The sequence below is a fragment of the Boseongicola sp. genome (assembly GCF_057460485.1).
This window is the reverse complement of the sequence record NZ_JBVCWP010000001.1, coordinates 51,230-64,995: the sequence shown is the minus strand read 5'-3', so window position 1 is coordinate 64,995 and position 13,766 is coordinate 51,230. Positions and strand designations below refer to the sequence as shown.

Genomic DNA, 13,766 nt, shown 5'->3' with positions numbered 1-13,766 from the left:
GTTTTCGACTACTGCACGTCGCCAAACGCTACCTCAAGCCGCGTGATGGCTTCGATCATAGCCGTACGTGGAAGTGCCACATTATATCGCAGATGCCCGGACCCACCGATCCCAAACTGAGTGCCAGGGCTGGGGATGACTTTGGCGTCCTGTGCCGATCGTTTCAACAACTCGGTATCAGCCATGCCCAACCCTTCGAAGTTGACCCATGTCAGATAAGTAGCGTCCATATTCATAACGGTCACACCCGGGATCGCGTCCATACGGTCCTTAAAGATACGGAAGTTTTCACCCAGATAAGCCTGTGCCGCGTCCATCCAGTCGTGGCCACCAGCGAACGCGGCCTTCATCATCACCATGCCGTAGCGGTTCGGCGTGCTTTCCCGGTCCAGAATGACAGGGGCGACCCGCTTTCGCATTTCGGCGTCCGGATAGATCGCGATACCGGTCTCGGCGCCGGCGATATTGAACGCCTTTGACGCGGCCGTCAGGATCGCAATCCGGTCCGCATGTTCAGGGGCTGCGACAAGCGTCGGAACAAAGGTCACGCCCGGAAACGTCAGATCCATATGAATCTCGTCCGAGATCAAAAAAAGATCATGCGCGGCACAGAAATCGGCCACGGCGCGAAGCTCCTCAACGCTCCAAATCCGGCCGCCGGGATTGTGGGGCGAACACAGTGTGACGATCTTTTCATGTCCCTTTAAAGACGCGGCCAGCCCCTCAAGGTCCATCATGAAGCGGCCGTCTTCAATCACCAGAGGGCTTTCTACCACAACGCGGCCCATCGCTTCGATCTGCCGGAAAAAGGCATGATAAACCGGGGAAAACACAATCACCCCATCGCCAGGCTCGGAATAGGCCGAAATGACATCCCCATAACCGCCGATAACGCCATGCGTGTAGCGAACCCACCCAGGATCGATCACGCAATTATGCCGATCTTTCAGCCAACCCGCGACTGCCGCGTCCACAGGCTGAGTATTGCCAAAATACCCACAATACCCACGGTCGATTTCCTCGCGCATCGCATCAAGGATCACCGGTGCCGCTTTGAAATCCATATCAGCCACCCACATCGCAATCGCAGCCGGATCATCTACGCCGTAGTTGCGCGCGATATTGTCATATTTCGAGGTGTGTTTGCCGCGCAGCAGAAGCGGAGTATCAAAGTCGAATGCCATCGTTAGTCCTTCGGTCCTTCTGAGTTAAACGGGACCCTAGCTTTATTAGCACGCGCTGCAAGGTGCCGCATGACTTGTTCGGCGCGGTAGGTTGTCTTAGATGAACGGTATGGCACTTAAATCGATCCTCATTCATCCCGATCCACGGCTAAAATCCGTGGCTGATCCGGTATCCGCGTCCGAGGTCGACAAGGCCTTGAGGCGGCTTGCCGATGACATGCTTGAAACCATGTACGACGCGCCGGGTATCGGTCTTGCCGCACCGCAGGTCGGCGTGGGCAAACGCCTGTTGGTGATGGATTGCGTCAAAGAGGAAAACACCCCACCGCGCCCAATGGTTCTGATCAACCCCGCTGTGACATGGTCGTCAGAAAATCTGAACACCTACGAGGAAGGCTGCCTTTCGATCCCGGAGCAATACGCCGATGTCGAACGCCCCGCCGAGGTTGAAGTCATATGGATCGATCTTGAGGGTGTCACCCATACCGAACGCTTTGACGGCCTTTGGGCGACCTGCGTCCAACACGAGATTGACCACCTGAACGGCAAGCTGTTCATTGATTATCTCAAGCCCCTCAGACGCCAGATAATCACTCGTAAGATGGTGAAGCTGAAACGCGAGCAGGCCCGGGCGTGATCCGTGCTATCGTGCTGTGGCCCGACCCTGTCCTATCCGAAGTCTGTGCGCCAGTGGCTCAGATCGACGCGGCAACTCGCACGCTATGCGACGATTTGCTGGAAACCATGTACGATGCCCCGGGTCGCGGCCTTGCGGCCCCGCAAGTCGGCGTTCTGCAAAGGGTGTTCGTCATGGACACCACTTGGAAAGACGGCGAACGCACTCCGCGTGTGTTCATCAATCCCGAGATCACCGACCGCTCCGAAACGCTCGTAATTGGTTCTGAAGGCTGCCTCTCCATTCCCGGCCTCGCCGCAGATGTAGAGCGCGCGGAGGCAATCACTTTGCGTTGGACCGCACCGGACGGTAGAATCTTAGTCGAACGTCTCACCGGGTTTGACGCAGTCTGCGCGCAGCATGAGTTTGACCATCTTGAGGGTCTGGTGATCTTCGACCGAGTGGCCCCCGAGCTGCGTTCGGCACTGCAAGCCGAGTACTCGCAATGACCCGCCGCCCTTTCGTGCCATGGCCCGACAACCGTTTGCGCACTGCCGCTTCGACAGTCGACACCGTGACCGACGAGATCCGGGTAATTTGGGACGAGATGGTCGAGACGATGGACGCCATGCCCGGATATGGTCTAGCCGCGCCACAACTCGGCGTCATGCTACGCCTCGCGGTCGTCGATTGCTCGACCGACCGTGGGCAGGCCATCCGGCTTGCGAATCCGGAAATCATCCAAGCCTCTGACAGCACCAGCGATTGGGACGAAGCCTCCCCGAATTTGCCGGGAATTGCCGCCAAGATCACTCGACCGGCTGAAGTTACGGTCGCGTTCACAGATATTGCGGGAAATCAGGTTACCCGTGATTTCTCGGGCCTCTGGGCAACGTCGGTCCAACATCAGATCGACCACCTCGCAGGGCGTATGTATTTCTATCATTTAAGTGGGGTAAAACGTCGGATGCTGTTGAAAAAGGCAGGGAAACTCAAGCAATGAAATTAGCATTCATGGGAACCCCGGATTTTTCGGTCCCGGCACTTGAGGCGTTGCATGCGGCAGGTCACGACATTGTGGCCGTTTATACCCAACCCCCAAGACCAGCGGGGCGCGGCAAAAAAGACCGACCCTCGCCGATCCAGCGCCGCGCAGGCGAACTGGGCCTCATGGTCCGCCATCCCAAAAGCTTCCGCGATACCGACGCGCAGGGGGCTTTCGCCGACCTTGATGTAGATGTGGCTGTGGTTGTGGCCTACGGCTTGATCCTACCGGCCCCCGTGCTCGCCGCACCCCGCCTTGGGTGCCTTAACATTCACGCCTCGGTCCTTCCGCGCTGGCGTGGGGCGGCACCAATCCATCGTGCGATCATGTCTGGTGACGCCGAAACAGGTATTTCGATCATGTCGATGGACCTCGGCCTTGATACGGGCCCGGTGCTTTTGACGAAGAAGACACCAATTGGCCCGGCTGAAACCACTGGGGACCTCCATGACCGACTGGCGGCAATCGGGGCAGAGTTGATCGTCGAAACGCTTGCAACGTTCGACACTCTGACGCCGGTTCCGCAACCGGAAGCCGGTGTCACCTACGCGGTGAAAGTCGACAAGTCCGAGGCGCGCATCGACTGGACCTGCGACGCTGATGCGGTGGATCGCCAAATTCGGGCCCTCTCGCCCTTTCCGGGTGCCTGGTGTGACATTGGTGGTGAGCGGGTAAAGCTTCTCAGATCAATCAAAGTTCAGGGTTCCGCTCCTCCCGGAAAGCATCTTGGCGCCTTCACCATTGCCTGCGGTGAAGGCGCGGTACGGATCCTCGATGCTCAACGACCTGGCAAACGCCCGATGACAGCGGAGGATGTCCTGCGGGGCATGACTTTGCCGAAAACTCTATCCTGACCCTTTTACACCCACCCTTTCGAAAATACTTTTAAGGGGTGAGGAAATAGGGACGAGCGCCTGTTTTTCGCATTTTGGGGTTCACCGGTCACAGGCGGCATTACCGCCTACGTCGCCGGAAAATGGGACTTCACCCATCACGGCTACCTTCAGGCGATCATCATCGCGACCGGCGGCGTCCTCTTACTGATCATGACGCGTGTGATGTTCGAACTTTCGTTTGGCAGCCACGGGGGAAATGCCATTGTTGGTGCCTTGGGAGCGCTGATTCTGATCCCTTCCGAAGCCATTGCCCGCAAGCGTCGCAACAAACGCTAGCGCGGCGGGCGCGAGCGATAAACTGGCAAACCCCAGCCAAAGGCAAGCGACCCTGCGCGCAGAAAAAACGTGACCAATCCAGCAACGATCAACGCCGGTCCGGTCGCAAGATATCCCGAGACGTACCACCCCGCCAAGGCGCCCAAAAACGCGGCCGTCATGTAAAGCTCGCCCTGTCGCAGTACCATCGGCACCTCATTGGCAACAACGTCGCGCAGCAAACCTCCAAACGTGCCAGTCAGAACGCCAACGATCGGGGCGACAAAACCTGATTGTCCCGTCGCCAAAGCGACCGCCAGCCCCGCAGGCACAGCAATCGAAAGCGCTGCCGCATCCAGCCAGGCAAGCCAGCGTGCGCGACTTTCAACAAGATGGGCGCTGAAAAAGACAAGCACAGCAGCGGCTGCCGCGATGAATAAGATGGCAGGCTGGTTGATCCAGAACACAGGATTTCGATCTAAAAGCAGATCGCGAACAGTGCCGCCGCCAACCGCCGTCAAGGCCGCAAAAAACAGGAAGCCAACAATATCCAGCTGCGCGCGCGACGCGGCCAACGCGCCTGTCAGTGCAAAAACAAAAACCGACGCCGCATCAAGCGCGAACGAAAGGGTCACAGGTCTTTCGAGGGTTTGAACGCCGCCATGCCTTCGCGCGCCAATTCGTCGGCGCGTTCGTTTTCGGGATGCCCCGCATGGCCTTTGACCCACGCCCAAGTCACATTATGGCCAGCCTGCGCGGCGTCCAGACGTTTCCAAAGGTCATCGTTCTTCACCGGCTTTTTCGCCGAGGTCTTCCAGCCATTGCGCTTCCACCCGTGGATCCAGCTTGTCACGCCGTTTTTCACATAGGTGGAGTCTGTCACAATAGTGATTTCCGTCTCGCGGCCCAAAGCCTCAAGCGCATTGATCGCGGCCAAAAGCTCCATCCGATTGTTCGTGGTCAAGGCTTCGCCGCCCGACAGCGGGCGTTCTTTCACGACCTCATCGCCGTTTTTTGCCTGTAACAAAGCCCCCCAACCCCCGGGTCCGGGATTTCCGGAACACGATCCGTCGGTGTAAGCGAAATACATAGTCATGTGGGGATATCGTCCAGTTCTATATAGCCGGGCAGCGCGGAAATCCGCGCCAGCCAGTCGTTTATTGCCGCGAAACGATGCATCTCAAAGCCACCTTGGGACCCTGCGGTGTGGGTGCACGCATAGAGCGCGATGTCTGCGACGCTTGGGGTGTCGCCAGCCAGCCATGCTTGATCTGCCAGGTGATCTTCCATCACCCTCAAGACCCTATGACCGCTGTCCAATAATTCGACCATTCGCTGGGGAGTCGCCAGATGGGCGCGGCTTTCGTAATTTTGCAAAGCGGCACGCACTGCAATGACTGTCTCATGGCGGTTTTGCTCGAAGAACACCCAACCCAAAGTCCGCGCGCGACCCAAAGCATCGCTTGGCATCCAAGACGTCCCGTCCGCCAGATAGCACAGGATTGCGTTGGACTCGGGCAGTGCCGTGCCGTCGTCCAAAATCAGAACCGGCACTTTGCCCATTGCCAAAGCCCCGGTCGTATGCGCGTCGGCAAGCTCGGGCGTTTCGTATTCCAGTCCGACATGGCTATATGTGCGATCCAAAAGCCCAAGCATCAGCCTGACTTTGCAACTATTACCGGACGAAGGCATGGAATAAAGCGTTAGGGTCATTTGACCTTGCCCGCCAGCAAAATGATCCACGGCGCCAGTGTTCCATCCAGCCCCTCATCGGCGCCAAAACTGCGTTCGATCACAAAGAAACCCGCGTCTACCAGTAACCCGGTGATCTCGGCGTCCGTGTAGTAAGCGTAAAACCGTCCCAGAGCATCCCGCTTTTCGCCGGTTCCTGTCTTCAAGCCTATATGAAGAAAACCACCCGGAACGATCGCCTTTGACACACGGCCCAGATGCTCGGGCATTTCTGCTTTTGGCGCATGCAGCAGAGAGAAATTCGCATAAATTCCATCGTAGGCCGCGTCAGCGTCCAAAGTCTCAAATCCGCCGACAGCCACGTCAACACCATTGGTCTTGCGCGCCAGATCTGCCATTTCAGCCGAGGCATCCAGACCCTCGGCGCGCAAACCAGCCTTGATCATGAAAGCGGTCGAGCGCCCGGTCCCACACCCCAAATCCAGCACACGCCCGTTCTTCGGAACGGCCAACATGAAGGCCGCAAGGTGTAGATCCGGCTTGGCCGTCGTGAACCGTTTCGCGTACTCATCGGCCTTTGCCGCATAGACGTTCAGTGTTTTTTCATCAGGCATCACAGCACCAGTAAGCTTAAGCTGGCCACGACCACTACGGTCAAAAGCACACGCAAGCGCATCCACCATTCAGGCGCAAGCTCCTGGCGCCAAAAATGCCAGTCCAGGGCCAAAAGTCCAAGGAACCCCGCAATCAGGTAAATTGCTGAACTCGCAGGTCCACCTCCGACAGTGAAAAAGACCCACAGTGCTGGCAATACTGACAACCCATATCCTAGGGCCGCGGCCTCTCCGGTGGCGCGGGTGGCAAATCCCCAAAGAACTCCAGACATGAACGCCAATATGATCGTGCCATATTGCAGCAAGACAAAGGGTCCGGCGAACCGTGGCCCGATCGCACGCATGCCCCATTCGGCAAGGCCCGACGACACAAGTGTGGCCGCGCCCCAAAGAAATGGGATCAGGCCAAGAAGTCCCAAAAAAAGCGGTGCGCGCGGGATCGTCATACGCGTTCCAGTGCGAGCCGCCCGGCAAGCGTGGCGAATATGGCGGCAAAGCCGCGGTTTAACCAACGCATTGCACGCTCGCTTTGAAGCAAATAGTCGCGCGCCGCGGCTGCAAAGACGCCATAGGCGACGAAGACTGCAAATGTCATCACCACGAAAACGGCGCCCATCGTCATCATCTCGAAAATGGCTGTCGCCGGGTTCCCGGACAGGAACGGTGGCAACAGGGCGAGGAAGAAGATCGAAAGCTTCGGGTTCAGAATGTTGATCAAGGCACCCTGGCGCGCAATCCGCCAGTCCGCGTCACGGCTGCGGTTGGGTTGAATGGCCAAAGCGCCATCCGACCGCACGGCTTGCCAGGCGAGATAAAGCAAATAGCCAACGCCGGCGAATTTGACAGCTGTGAACAAGATCGCACTTGTGTGCAAAATTGCGGCCAACCCAAAGATCGCGGCAAGAAGATGCGGCACGATCCCGAATGTGCACCCGAATGCCGCCGCGACAGACGCACGCCGTCCCTGCCCAAGACCAAGCGCCAGAGTGTAAATCACACCGGCTCCGGGTGCGATCACCACCACAAAGGCGGTCAACAGAAACTGCAGCGTCACGTCACTGGCTCCCGCAGAACACGGGGCACTTTAAATTCGACCCGTTCTTTCGCGGTTTCGACAAGTTCCACAGTGATGTCATAACGGTCCCGGAACGCGTCGATGACTTCATTCACCAGCACTTCCGGCGCACTCGCGCCGGCGGTCAGTCCAACTGATCCGATGCCCTCGAGAGCGCGCCAATCAACTTCGGTTGCGCGCTGAACAAGCTGCGCATAGCCGCAGCCCGCCGTCCGCCCAACTTCAACCAGACGCTTCGAATTGGACGAGTTCGGCGCGCCGATTACCAGCAAGGCATCAATCTTCGGAGCAATGGACTTCACAGCTTCCTGCCGGTTCGTCGTCGCGTAGCAAATGTCTTCTTTGTGCGGGCCGACAATGCTTGGGAACCGCGCCTGAAGGGCAGCGACAATCTCAGCTGTGTCATCAACCGAAAGCGTGGTCTGCGTGATAAACGCCAGCTTTCTAGGATCACGCGGCGTAACGCCGGCAACATCGTGAGGCGTCTCGACAAGGATCACTTCGCCATCTGGAAGTTGGCCCATCGTACCAACCGTTTCGGGATGCCCTTCGTGCCCGATCATCACCATCTGCAGGCCGTTGGCGTGGTGCCGTTCGGCTTCGATATGGACCTTGCTGACAAGCGGGCAGGTTGCGTCAACGAAAAGCATTTCTCGCTTGATGGCGGCTGCCGGAACCGCCTTCGCTACACCATGGGCCGAAAAGATCACCGGGCGATCATCGGGGCAATCGTCCAGTTCTTCGACGAAGATCGCACCTTTTTCACGCAATCCGTCCACCACATATTTGTTGTGAACGATCTCGTGCCGAACATAGACCGGCGCACCCCATTTCTCGATTGCCAGTTCGACAATCTTGATGGCGCGATCAACACCGGCGCAGAAACCACGCGGCGCGGCAAGATAAAGGGTCAAAGCTGGTTTGGTCATTGTCATGTTCTCCGCTGTCGAGATCTATGCGTTGCGCGCGGATGCGTCCAGTCCCGGCTTGACCTTCCTGTAGGGCAAACTGGTATCGGTAGGACAATTTTTAAGGAGACGATTCGATGCAGCGGGTTTTGATGCTTGGTCTTCTGGCGATCGTCATCCTTGGAGGGGCCTATTTCTTCGCCACCCCCAAAGAGAGCGATCAAGTAGCTCTCCATCGCGACGCAGACGTCGTGGCTCTCGGGCTTGGCCTATATGAGGAAAACTGCGCCGCGTGCCATGGTGCCGATCTTGCGGGGCAGGCGGATTGGCAGAGCCGCGATGCAGATGGCTATCTTCCAGCACCTCCGCACGACGAAACCGGTCATACATGGCACCACCCAACCGAGCAATTGTTCGCAATCACCAAACTTGGGACCGAAGCGATAGTCGGAGGTTCCTACAAGTCGAACATGACAGGATTTTCGGATCTGATGACAGACGCTGAAATTTACGCCGTTCTAGCCTATATTAAAAGCACATGGCCCCGGCGAATTATCGATCGTCACGATCAATTGGACGTCGATTACGCTGCGGCCACGCGCCCTTGATCATTCTTCGCCAGCGTGCGGCTCGCGTGTTGGCCGCCCGATGACATCGCGCAAGTCTTCAAGTTCGATGAAATTGTCAGCTTGACGGCGCAACTCGTCGGCAATCATCGGTGGCTGGCTGCGAATGGTCGAAACGACCGAAACGCGCACGCCCTGACGCTGAAGGCTTTCGACCAAAGGCCTGAAGTCCCCGTCCCCCGAAAAAATCACGACGTGATCAACATGCGGGGCAAGCTCCATCGCATCGACTGCCAGTTCGATGTCCATGTTGCCCTTCACCTTCCGGCGACCCTGGCTGTCGGTGAATTCCTTGGCCGGTTTGGTGACCATTGAATAGCCATTATAGTGCAGCCAATCGACCAGCGGACGGATTGGCGAGTATTCCTCGCTATCAAGAAGCGCGGTGTAATAAAACGCTCTGAGAAGTTTCCCGCGCCGCATGAATTCCTGGCGCATTAGCTTGTAGTCAATATCAAAACCAAGCGATTTCGCGGCGGCATATAAATTCGCGCCATCGATGAACAGCACAAGGCGTTCGTCCTTGTAGAACATAAATCGTCCTTCCCGACTTTATTGACCGTCGGGGCGATTTTCGTGAGTGTGAGTGGAGAGAAAAGCCCGATCAGTAAATTATTTAAGTCGAAAAAATAGTTAATTGCAACTATCTATTTGACGAGTTCACGAGAGCTAACTTGCCTGCGATTTGGCAACAAAATCGCCACCGCCACAGAAAGTCGGACGCTGGACCTCTTTTCCGCGTCTGTCGTGGCGCGAAATTCGGCGGATTGTAGTGTTTCGGCTCTAAAATTTAGAGCGATGGCATAGAATCAACTTGTGTTTCGCGCGTGTCCCCCCTAGGTGTCCTGCCTGATCCCCTTCTGGACGGAGAGACAAATGGCCCGCGTGACGGTTGAAAACTGCGTTGACAAAGTACCGAACCGGTTCGAGCTGGTAATACTCGCAGCGCATCGTGCCCGCGAAATTGCGGCGGGTGGCGCGCTCACTGTCGAGCGTGACAACGACAAAAACCCTGTAGTCAGCCTGCGCGAGATTGCTGACGAGGCGCAATCCGCCGACGATCTGCGCGAGCGGATGATCGAAAGCCATCAGACGCAGATCGAAGTCGACGAGCCGGAAGAAGACGCCATGGCGCTTTTGATGGGTGCAGAGGCTGACAAGCCGTCTGAAGATGACATGAGCGAAGAGAAACTGCTCCGCGCCCTGATGGAAGCCCAACGGCAGCCATAAGGACCAAAGCGCGGTCCGAGGGGTGGGCCGATGATTGACGCCGACGATCTGATCGCGCTTGTCCGCAACTACAATCCAAAGACCAACGCAAAGCTAATTGAGGCTGCCTATAACTATGGGCAGGAGATGCACGAGGGCCAAAAACGCCACTCGGGGGAGCCCTATTTCACGCATCCCGTCTCGGTTGCGGCGATCCTCACGGAACAACAACTGGATGATGCAACCATCATCACGGCGCTTTTGCACGATACAATCGAAGACACTCGTTCGACCTATTCTGAGATTGAAAAGCTGTTTGGCCGCGAGATCGCTGAATTGGTTGATGGCGTTACCAAACTGACCAACCTGCAGTTGTCGTCCACAGAAACAAAGCAGTCCGAAAACTTCCGCAAGCTGTTCATCGCCATGTCGAAAGACTTGCGCGTGATCCTTGTGAAGTTGGCAGACCGTTTGCACAATATGCGCACGATCCGCTCGATGCGTGCAGACAAACAAGCCCAGAAGGCACGCGAAACAATGGATATCTTTGCGCCGCTTGCCGGTCGTATGGGTATGCAGTGGATGCGTGAAGAACTGGAAGACCTCGCGTTCCGCGTTCTCTACCCGGATGCGCGAAACTCGATTATCCGCCGCTTCATCACGCTTCAGCGCGAAACCGGCGACGTTATTCAAAAGATTACGACAGATATTGAAGGCGAACTGGATAAGGCCGGTATCAAGGCGGAAACATTCGGCCGCGCGAAAAAACCCCACTCGATCTGGCGAAAGATGCAGGAGAAAGACATCGGGTTTTCCCGGCTTTCGGACATCTATGGCTTCCGTATTTTGGTCGACACCGAGGCCGATTGCTATGCAGCGCTGGGCGCGGTGCATCAGCGTTGGCGGTCGGTGCCGGGGCGGTTCAAGGACTATATCAGTCAACCGAAGTCTAACGGCTATCGATCCATTCACACCACGGTATCGGGCCGCGACGGCAAGCGAGTCGAGGTGCAAATCCGCACCCACGTCATGCACGAAGTGGCCGAAGCGGGTGTGGCTGCGCACTGGTCCTACCGCGATGGTGTGCGCGCCGAAAACCCGTTTGCTGTTGATCCGGCAAGCTGGATCGCCACACTGACCGAACGCTTTGACGAGGAAGACCACGACGAGTTTCTCGAGCACGTGAAACTTGAGATGTACGCTGACCAAGTCTTCTGTTTCACGCCCAAAGGCGAGGTGGTGAAGCTGCCACGCGGGGCAACGCCACTCGATTTCGCCTATGCCATTCATACGCGGATTGGCGACGGTTGCGTCGGTGCAAAAGTCGATGCGATTCGCGTGCCGCTTTGGACCCGGCTTAAGAACGGGCAGTCGGTCGAGATCATGACCGCCGAAGGTCAGCGCCCCCAGGCCACATGGATCGACATCGTGGCCACAGGGCGCGCAAAGGCCTCAATCCGACGCAGTTTGCGCGAAGAAGACCGCGAGCGGTTTATCAAACTTGGCCGCGAACTGGTACGCGTGGCGTTCGAGCACGTCGGAAAGCGCGCCACCGAGAAAGCGCTTAGCACGGCCGCCAAACAGCTCAGACTTGAAGACCGCGACACGCTTCTGGCACGAATTGGCTCTGCGGAATTGAACGCGCGGCAGGTGATCGAAACGCTTTACCCCGACCTTGCCCGTAAAACTGGTGACGAGATCGATACGGCCCGGGCCATCGTCGGCCTGAAACCAAGCCAGACCTTTCGCCGCGCCGACTGTTGTCAGCCGGTCCCGGGTGAACGCGTCGTTGGCATCAGTTATCGTGGCAAAGGTGTGATGATCCACGCGATCGATTGCGAAGCTCTGGCCGAGCTTGCCGAGCATTCCAACCGCTGGGTCGACCTCCATTGGCAGGAAGGTCGGCACCCGGCAGCGCATGGTGTCAGCTTTGATTTAACGATTGCGAACGATAGTGGTGTCCTTGGGCGGATTTGCACGTTGTTCGGCGAGCAAGGGGCGAATATCTCTGATCTTGTGTTCATTGACCGAAAACCGGACTTTTACCGCCTCATTGTCGACGCGGAGCTGCGGGATATTGAGCACCTTCATGCAGTGGTGTTGGCCCTTGAAGCCGACAGCGATGTCGCTGCGATAACGCGGCACCGAGATTTGGGCCGCAAACCTTGAGGCGGGGATGGACTAGAAAAAGTGGTTTTTAAGCGACGCACACCAAGGACGTATTTGCAGGCAGTCGTGCAGGCTCTCTATCCGCGCGGAGGATGGTCGCGTGCTGTGCAATACTTGATCCATCGTGTCCGGCGGCTTCCTGACCCAGCCCATAAAATCAGCCGCGGCATCGCCGTCGGCGTATTCACCTGCTTCACACCATTCTTCGGTATGCACTTCTTTGTGGCTGCATGGCTTGCGTGGGTGATCCGTGGAAACGTCATGGCAGCGCTTATGGCGACCTTCTTTGGCAACCCCCTGACGTTCCCATTGATCGCGGCGGTTTCCATGGAGCTCGGCGCGTTCATGCTGGGCCGGCCACCGATCCCGCTGCAATATGTAGTCCCTGCGTTTTCAGACGCGGCGGTCGAGTTGTGGCGCAATCTCATGGCGATCTTTACGACTACTCCGACAGCTTGGGGAAGCCTGTCGGGCTTTTGGTATGAATTTTTCCTACCCTATCTTATCGGCGGGATTATCCCTGGCATTCTGATGGGAATGGCTGGCTATCTACTCTCCAATCCGTTGCTGAATGCCTACCAAAAAGCCCGCGTGGCGCGTCTCAAAAAGAAATTCGCTAAGAAACGCGAGAAGGCGGAAGCCCGGCGCGCAGAATCGCGACTTCTGCATGAGGTAGAAGATCCGCACGACCGCGCTGCCGAGTAACCCCGACTGACTTGCCCTGCGGGGTCAGTCATGCGACCTGATCGTTATGGCGAAGAAAACCACACCCCGAAAACCGCGCAGAACGTCGAAGGCAGCGACCGCTTCAAAGCGCCGTCCGTTGCGTCACGTCACACGCGCCCTTGTGGCATTTGCGGGTGCCATTGTGCTCAGCGTCGGCGTCTATTCGGTCCTACCACCGCCAACCACGCCCTATATTCTAAGCGAAGGTGTCCGTCTTGGTGGTATACGTCGCGACTGGGTTTCGGCCGATACAATCGCCCCAGAGGCGCTTCAGGCCGTTGTTGCCGCTGAGGATGCGAATTTCTGTCTCCATTGGGGGTTCGACATGGCGCAACTGCGTGCCGCCATTCAGGAAGGCGCGGATCGCGGCGCCTCGACGCTGACACAGCAGACGGTGAAAAACGTCTGGCTCTGGCAAGGACGAAGCTGGCCGCGCAAAGCTCTGGAAGCCCTGATGACGCCAGTCGTTGAAGCGATGTGGTCCAAGCGGCGCATCGTCGAGGTTTACATAAATGTCGCGGAATTTGATGAAGGCATCTTCGGCATCGAAGCTGCCGCGCAGCATCACTTCGGGGTCCGCGCGGCAGATTTAACATTGCGCCAAGCCTCGCTTCTTGCCGCCGTCCTGCCCAATCCGAAAGAGCGCCAAGCCGTCAGCCCGTCAAGCTTTGTCGACCGTCGCGCTCGCGCTATTGCCGACGGAGCGGCAACGATCCGCGCAGATGGACGTGCCAGGTGCTTTGCCCGATAG

At 57.4% G+C, this 13,766-nt stretch carries 18 protein-coding genes; 9 read left to right on the top strand and 9 right to left on the bottom strand.

Translation table 11 applies throughout. The features are described from left to right. Positions 1–8: 8 nt before the first annotated feature. Positions 9–1,184 carry a MalY/PatB family protein gene (locus AC221Y_RS00395; protein ID WP_299755207.1) on the bottom strand — a complete coding sequence of 392 codons (1,176 nt, stop codon included), beginning with the start codon at positions 1,182–1,184 and terminating at the stop codon, positions 9–11. A 109-nt stretch (positions 1,185–1,293) separates the two neighbouring features. Between AC221Y_RS00395 and def (AC221Y_RS00390) the strand changes: the two genes are divergently transcribed. Genes def (AC221Y_RS00390) through fmt form a run of 4 tightly spaced genes read left to right on the top strand, consistent with a single transcriptional unit; the run spans position 1,294 to position 3,699 of the window. After that, positions 1,294–1,821, top strand: a complete 528-nt coding sequence (gene def / locus AC221Y_RS00390; protein ID WP_299755282.1) for a peptide deformylase — start codon at positions 1,294–1,296, stop codon at positions 1,819–1,821. Further along, on the top strand, positions 1,818–2,309 hold the full coding sequence (gene def / locus AC221Y_RS00385) for a peptide deformylase (protein ID WP_299755210.1): 492 nt from the start codon (positions 1,818–1,820) through the stop codon (positions 2,307–2,309). Before def (AC221Y_RS00390) ends, def (AC221Y_RS00385) begins: the two co-directional genes overlap by 4 nt. After that, positions 2,306–2,803, top strand: coding sequence for a peptide deformylase (def, locus tag AC221Y_RS00380; protein WP_299755213.1), 498 nt, complete (start codon positions 2,306–2,308; stop codon positions 2,801–2,803). The genes def (AC221Y_RS00385) and def (AC221Y_RS00380) overlap by 4 nt, the downstream gene beginning before the upstream one ends. Then, complete coding sequence (gene fmt / locus AC221Y_RS00375; protein WP_299755215.1) at positions 2,800–3,699, top strand: methionyl-tRNA formyltransferase; 900 nt, start codon at positions 2,800–2,802, stop codon at positions 3,697–3,699. The genes def (AC221Y_RS00380) and fmt overlap by 4 nt, the downstream gene beginning before the upstream one ends. Positions 3,700–4,013: 314 nt before the next feature. On the opposite strand, the gene AC221Y_RS00370 is transcribed toward fmt, so the two are convergent. From AC221Y_RS00370 to ispH, 7 genes are read right to left on the bottom strand one after another with little or no spacing between them, the layout of a single operon-like run. Continuing rightward, entirely contained in the window at positions 4,014–4,631 is a 618-nt protein-coding gene (locus AC221Y_RS00370; RefSeq protein ID WP_299755217.1) for a trimeric intracellular cation channel family protein, read from the bottom strand. Beyond that, complete coding sequence (gene rnhA, locus AC221Y_RS00365; RefSeq protein ID WP_299755219.1) at positions 4,628–5,092, bottom strand: ribonuclease HI; 465 nt, start codon at positions 5,090–5,092, stop codon at positions 4,628–4,630. Before rnhA ends, AC221Y_RS00370 begins: the two co-directional genes overlap by 4 nt. After that, entirely contained in the window at positions 5,089–5,709 is a 621-nt protein-coding gene (locus AC221Y_RS00360; protein WP_299755221.1) for a glutathione S-transferase family protein, read from the bottom strand. Before AC221Y_RS00360 ends, rnhA begins: the two co-directional genes overlap by 4 nt. After that, on the bottom strand, positions 5,706–6,302 hold the full coding sequence (locus AC221Y_RS00355) for a class I SAM-dependent DNA methyltransferase (protein WP_299755223.1): 597 nt from the start codon (positions 6,300–6,302) through the stop codon (positions 5,706–5,708). Before AC221Y_RS00355 ends, AC221Y_RS00360 begins: the two co-directional genes overlap by 4 nt. Continuing rightward, complete coding sequence (locus AC221Y_RS00350) at positions 6,302–6,748, bottom strand: DUF3429 domain-containing protein (protein ID WP_299755226.1); 447 nt, start codon at positions 6,746–6,748, stop codon at positions 6,302–6,304. The genes AC221Y_RS00355 and AC221Y_RS00350 overlap by 1 nt, the downstream gene beginning before the upstream one ends. Next, the gene (locus AC221Y_RS00345) at positions 6,745–7,356 is read right to left on the bottom strand and encodes a LysE family translocator (RefSeq protein ID WP_486706621.1); all 612 of its coding nucleotides are present in this window, start codon (positions 7,354–7,356) and stop codon (positions 6,745–6,747) included. Before AC221Y_RS00345 ends, AC221Y_RS00350 begins: the two co-directional genes overlap by 4 nt. Continuing rightward, the gene (ispH, locus tag AC221Y_RS00340; RefSeq protein ID WP_299755231.1) at positions 7,353–8,306 is read right to left on the bottom strand and encodes a 4-hydroxy-3-methylbut-2-enyl diphosphate reductase; all 954 of its coding nucleotides are present in this window, start codon (positions 8,304–8,306) and stop codon (positions 7,353–7,355) included. The genes AC221Y_RS00345 and ispH overlap by 4 nt, the downstream gene beginning before the upstream one ends. A gap of 116 nt (positions 8,307–8,422) precedes the next feature. Here ispH and AC221Y_RS00335 point away from each other — a divergent pair, with 116 nt between their 5' ends. After that, the gene (locus AC221Y_RS00335; protein WP_299755233.1) at positions 8,423–8,893 is read left to right on the top strand and encodes a c-type cytochrome; all 471 of its coding nucleotides are present in this window, start codon (positions 8,423–8,425) and stop codon (positions 8,891–8,893) included. On the opposite strand, the gene AC221Y_RS00330 is transcribed toward AC221Y_RS00335, so the two are convergent. Further along, positions 8,894–9,445: a LabA-like NYN domain-containing protein gene (locus AC221Y_RS00330; RefSeq protein WP_299755236.1), complete on the bottom strand. Its 552-nt coding sequence runs from the start codon at positions 9,443–9,445 to the stop codon at positions 8,894–8,896. A 342-nt stretch (positions 9,446–9,787) separates the two neighbouring features. On the opposite strand from AC221Y_RS00330, the gene rpoZ reads away from it, so the two are divergent. From rpoZ to mtgA, 4 genes are all read left to right on the top strand, one after another. Further along, on the top strand, positions 9,788–10,141 hold the full coding sequence (gene rpoZ / locus AC221Y_RS00325) for a DNA-directed RNA polymerase subunit omega (protein WP_299755239.1): 354 nt from the start codon (positions 9,788–9,790) through the stop codon (positions 10,139–10,141). Between the two features lie 30 nt (positions 10,142–10,171). Further along, positions 10,172–12,289: a RelA/SpoT family protein gene (locus AC221Y_RS00320; RefSeq protein WP_299755242.1), complete on the top strand. Its 2,118-nt coding sequence runs from the start codon at positions 10,172–10,174 to the stop codon at positions 12,287–12,289. Positions 12,290–12,394: 105 nt separating this feature from the next. Beyond that, positions 12,395–12,994 carry a DUF2062 domain-containing protein gene (locus AC221Y_RS00315; protein WP_366141736.1) on the top strand — a complete coding sequence of 200 codons (600 nt, stop codon included), beginning with the start codon at positions 12,395–12,397 and terminating at the stop codon, positions 12,992–12,994. A gap of 46 nt (positions 12,995–13,040) precedes the next feature. Beyond that, positions 13,041–13,766, top strand: coding sequence for a monofunctional biosynthetic peptidoglycan transglycosylase (gene mtgA, locus AC221Y_RS00310; protein ID WP_299755247.1), 726 nt, complete (start codon positions 13,041–13,043; stop codon positions 13,764–13,766).

Excerpts from the sequence above, each read along its gene's own strand:
- AC221Y_RS00395 (WP_299755207.1), bottom strand. The coding sequence starts at position 1,184 with ATGGCATTCGACTTTGATACTCCGCTTCTGCTGCGCGGCAAACACACC.
- AC221Y_RS00330 (WP_299755236.1), bottom strand. The coding sequence starts at position 9,445 with ATGTTCTACAAGGACGAACGCCTTGTGCTGTTCATCGATGGCGCGAAT.
- mtgA (WP_299755247.1), top strand. The coding sequence starts at position 13,041 with ATGGCGAAGAAAACCACACCCCGAAAACCGCGCAGAACGTCGAAGGCA.
- def (WP_299755282.1), top strand. The coding sequence starts at position 1,294 with ATGGCACTTAAATCGATCCTCATTCATCCCGATCCACGGCTAAAATCC.
- def (WP_299755213.1), top strand. The coding sequence starts at position 2,306 with ATGACCCGCCGCCCTTTCGTGCCATGGCCCGACAACCGTTTGCGCACT.
- AC221Y_RS00320 (WP_299755242.1), top strand. The coding sequence starts at position 10,172 with ATGATTGACGCCGACGATCTGATCGCGCTTGTCCGCAACTACAATCCA.
- AC221Y_RS00350 (WP_299755226.1), bottom strand. The coding sequence starts at position 6,748 with ATGACGATCCCGCGCGCACCGCTTTTTTTGGGACTTCTTGGCCTGATC.
- AC221Y_RS00355 (WP_299755223.1), bottom strand. The coding sequence starts at position 6,302 with ATGCCTGATGAAAAAACACTGAACGTCTATGCGGCAAAGGCCGATGAG.
- AC221Y_RS00360 (WP_299755221.1), bottom strand. The coding sequence starts at position 5,709 with ATGACCCTAACGCTTTATTCCATGCCTTCGTCCGGTAATAGTTGCAAA.
- rnhA (WP_299755219.1), bottom strand. The coding sequence starts at position 5,092 with ATGACTATGTATTTCGCTTACACCGACGGATCGTGTTCCGGAAATCCC.
- rpoZ (WP_299755239.1), top strand. The coding sequence starts at position 9,788 with ATGGCCCGCGTGACGGTTGAAAACTGCGTTGACAAAGTACCGAACCGG.
- ispH (WP_299755231.1), bottom strand. The coding sequence starts at position 8,306 with ATGACCAAACCAGCTTTGACCCTTTATCTTGCCGCGCCGCGTGGTTTC.
- fmt (WP_299755215.1), top strand. The coding sequence starts at position 2,800 with ATGAAATTAGCATTCATGGGAACCCCGGATTTTTCGGTCCCGGCACTT.
- AC221Y_RS00335 (WP_299755233.1), top strand. The coding sequence starts at position 8,423 with ATGCAGCGGGTTTTGATGCTTGGTCTTCTGGCGATCGTCATCCTTGGA.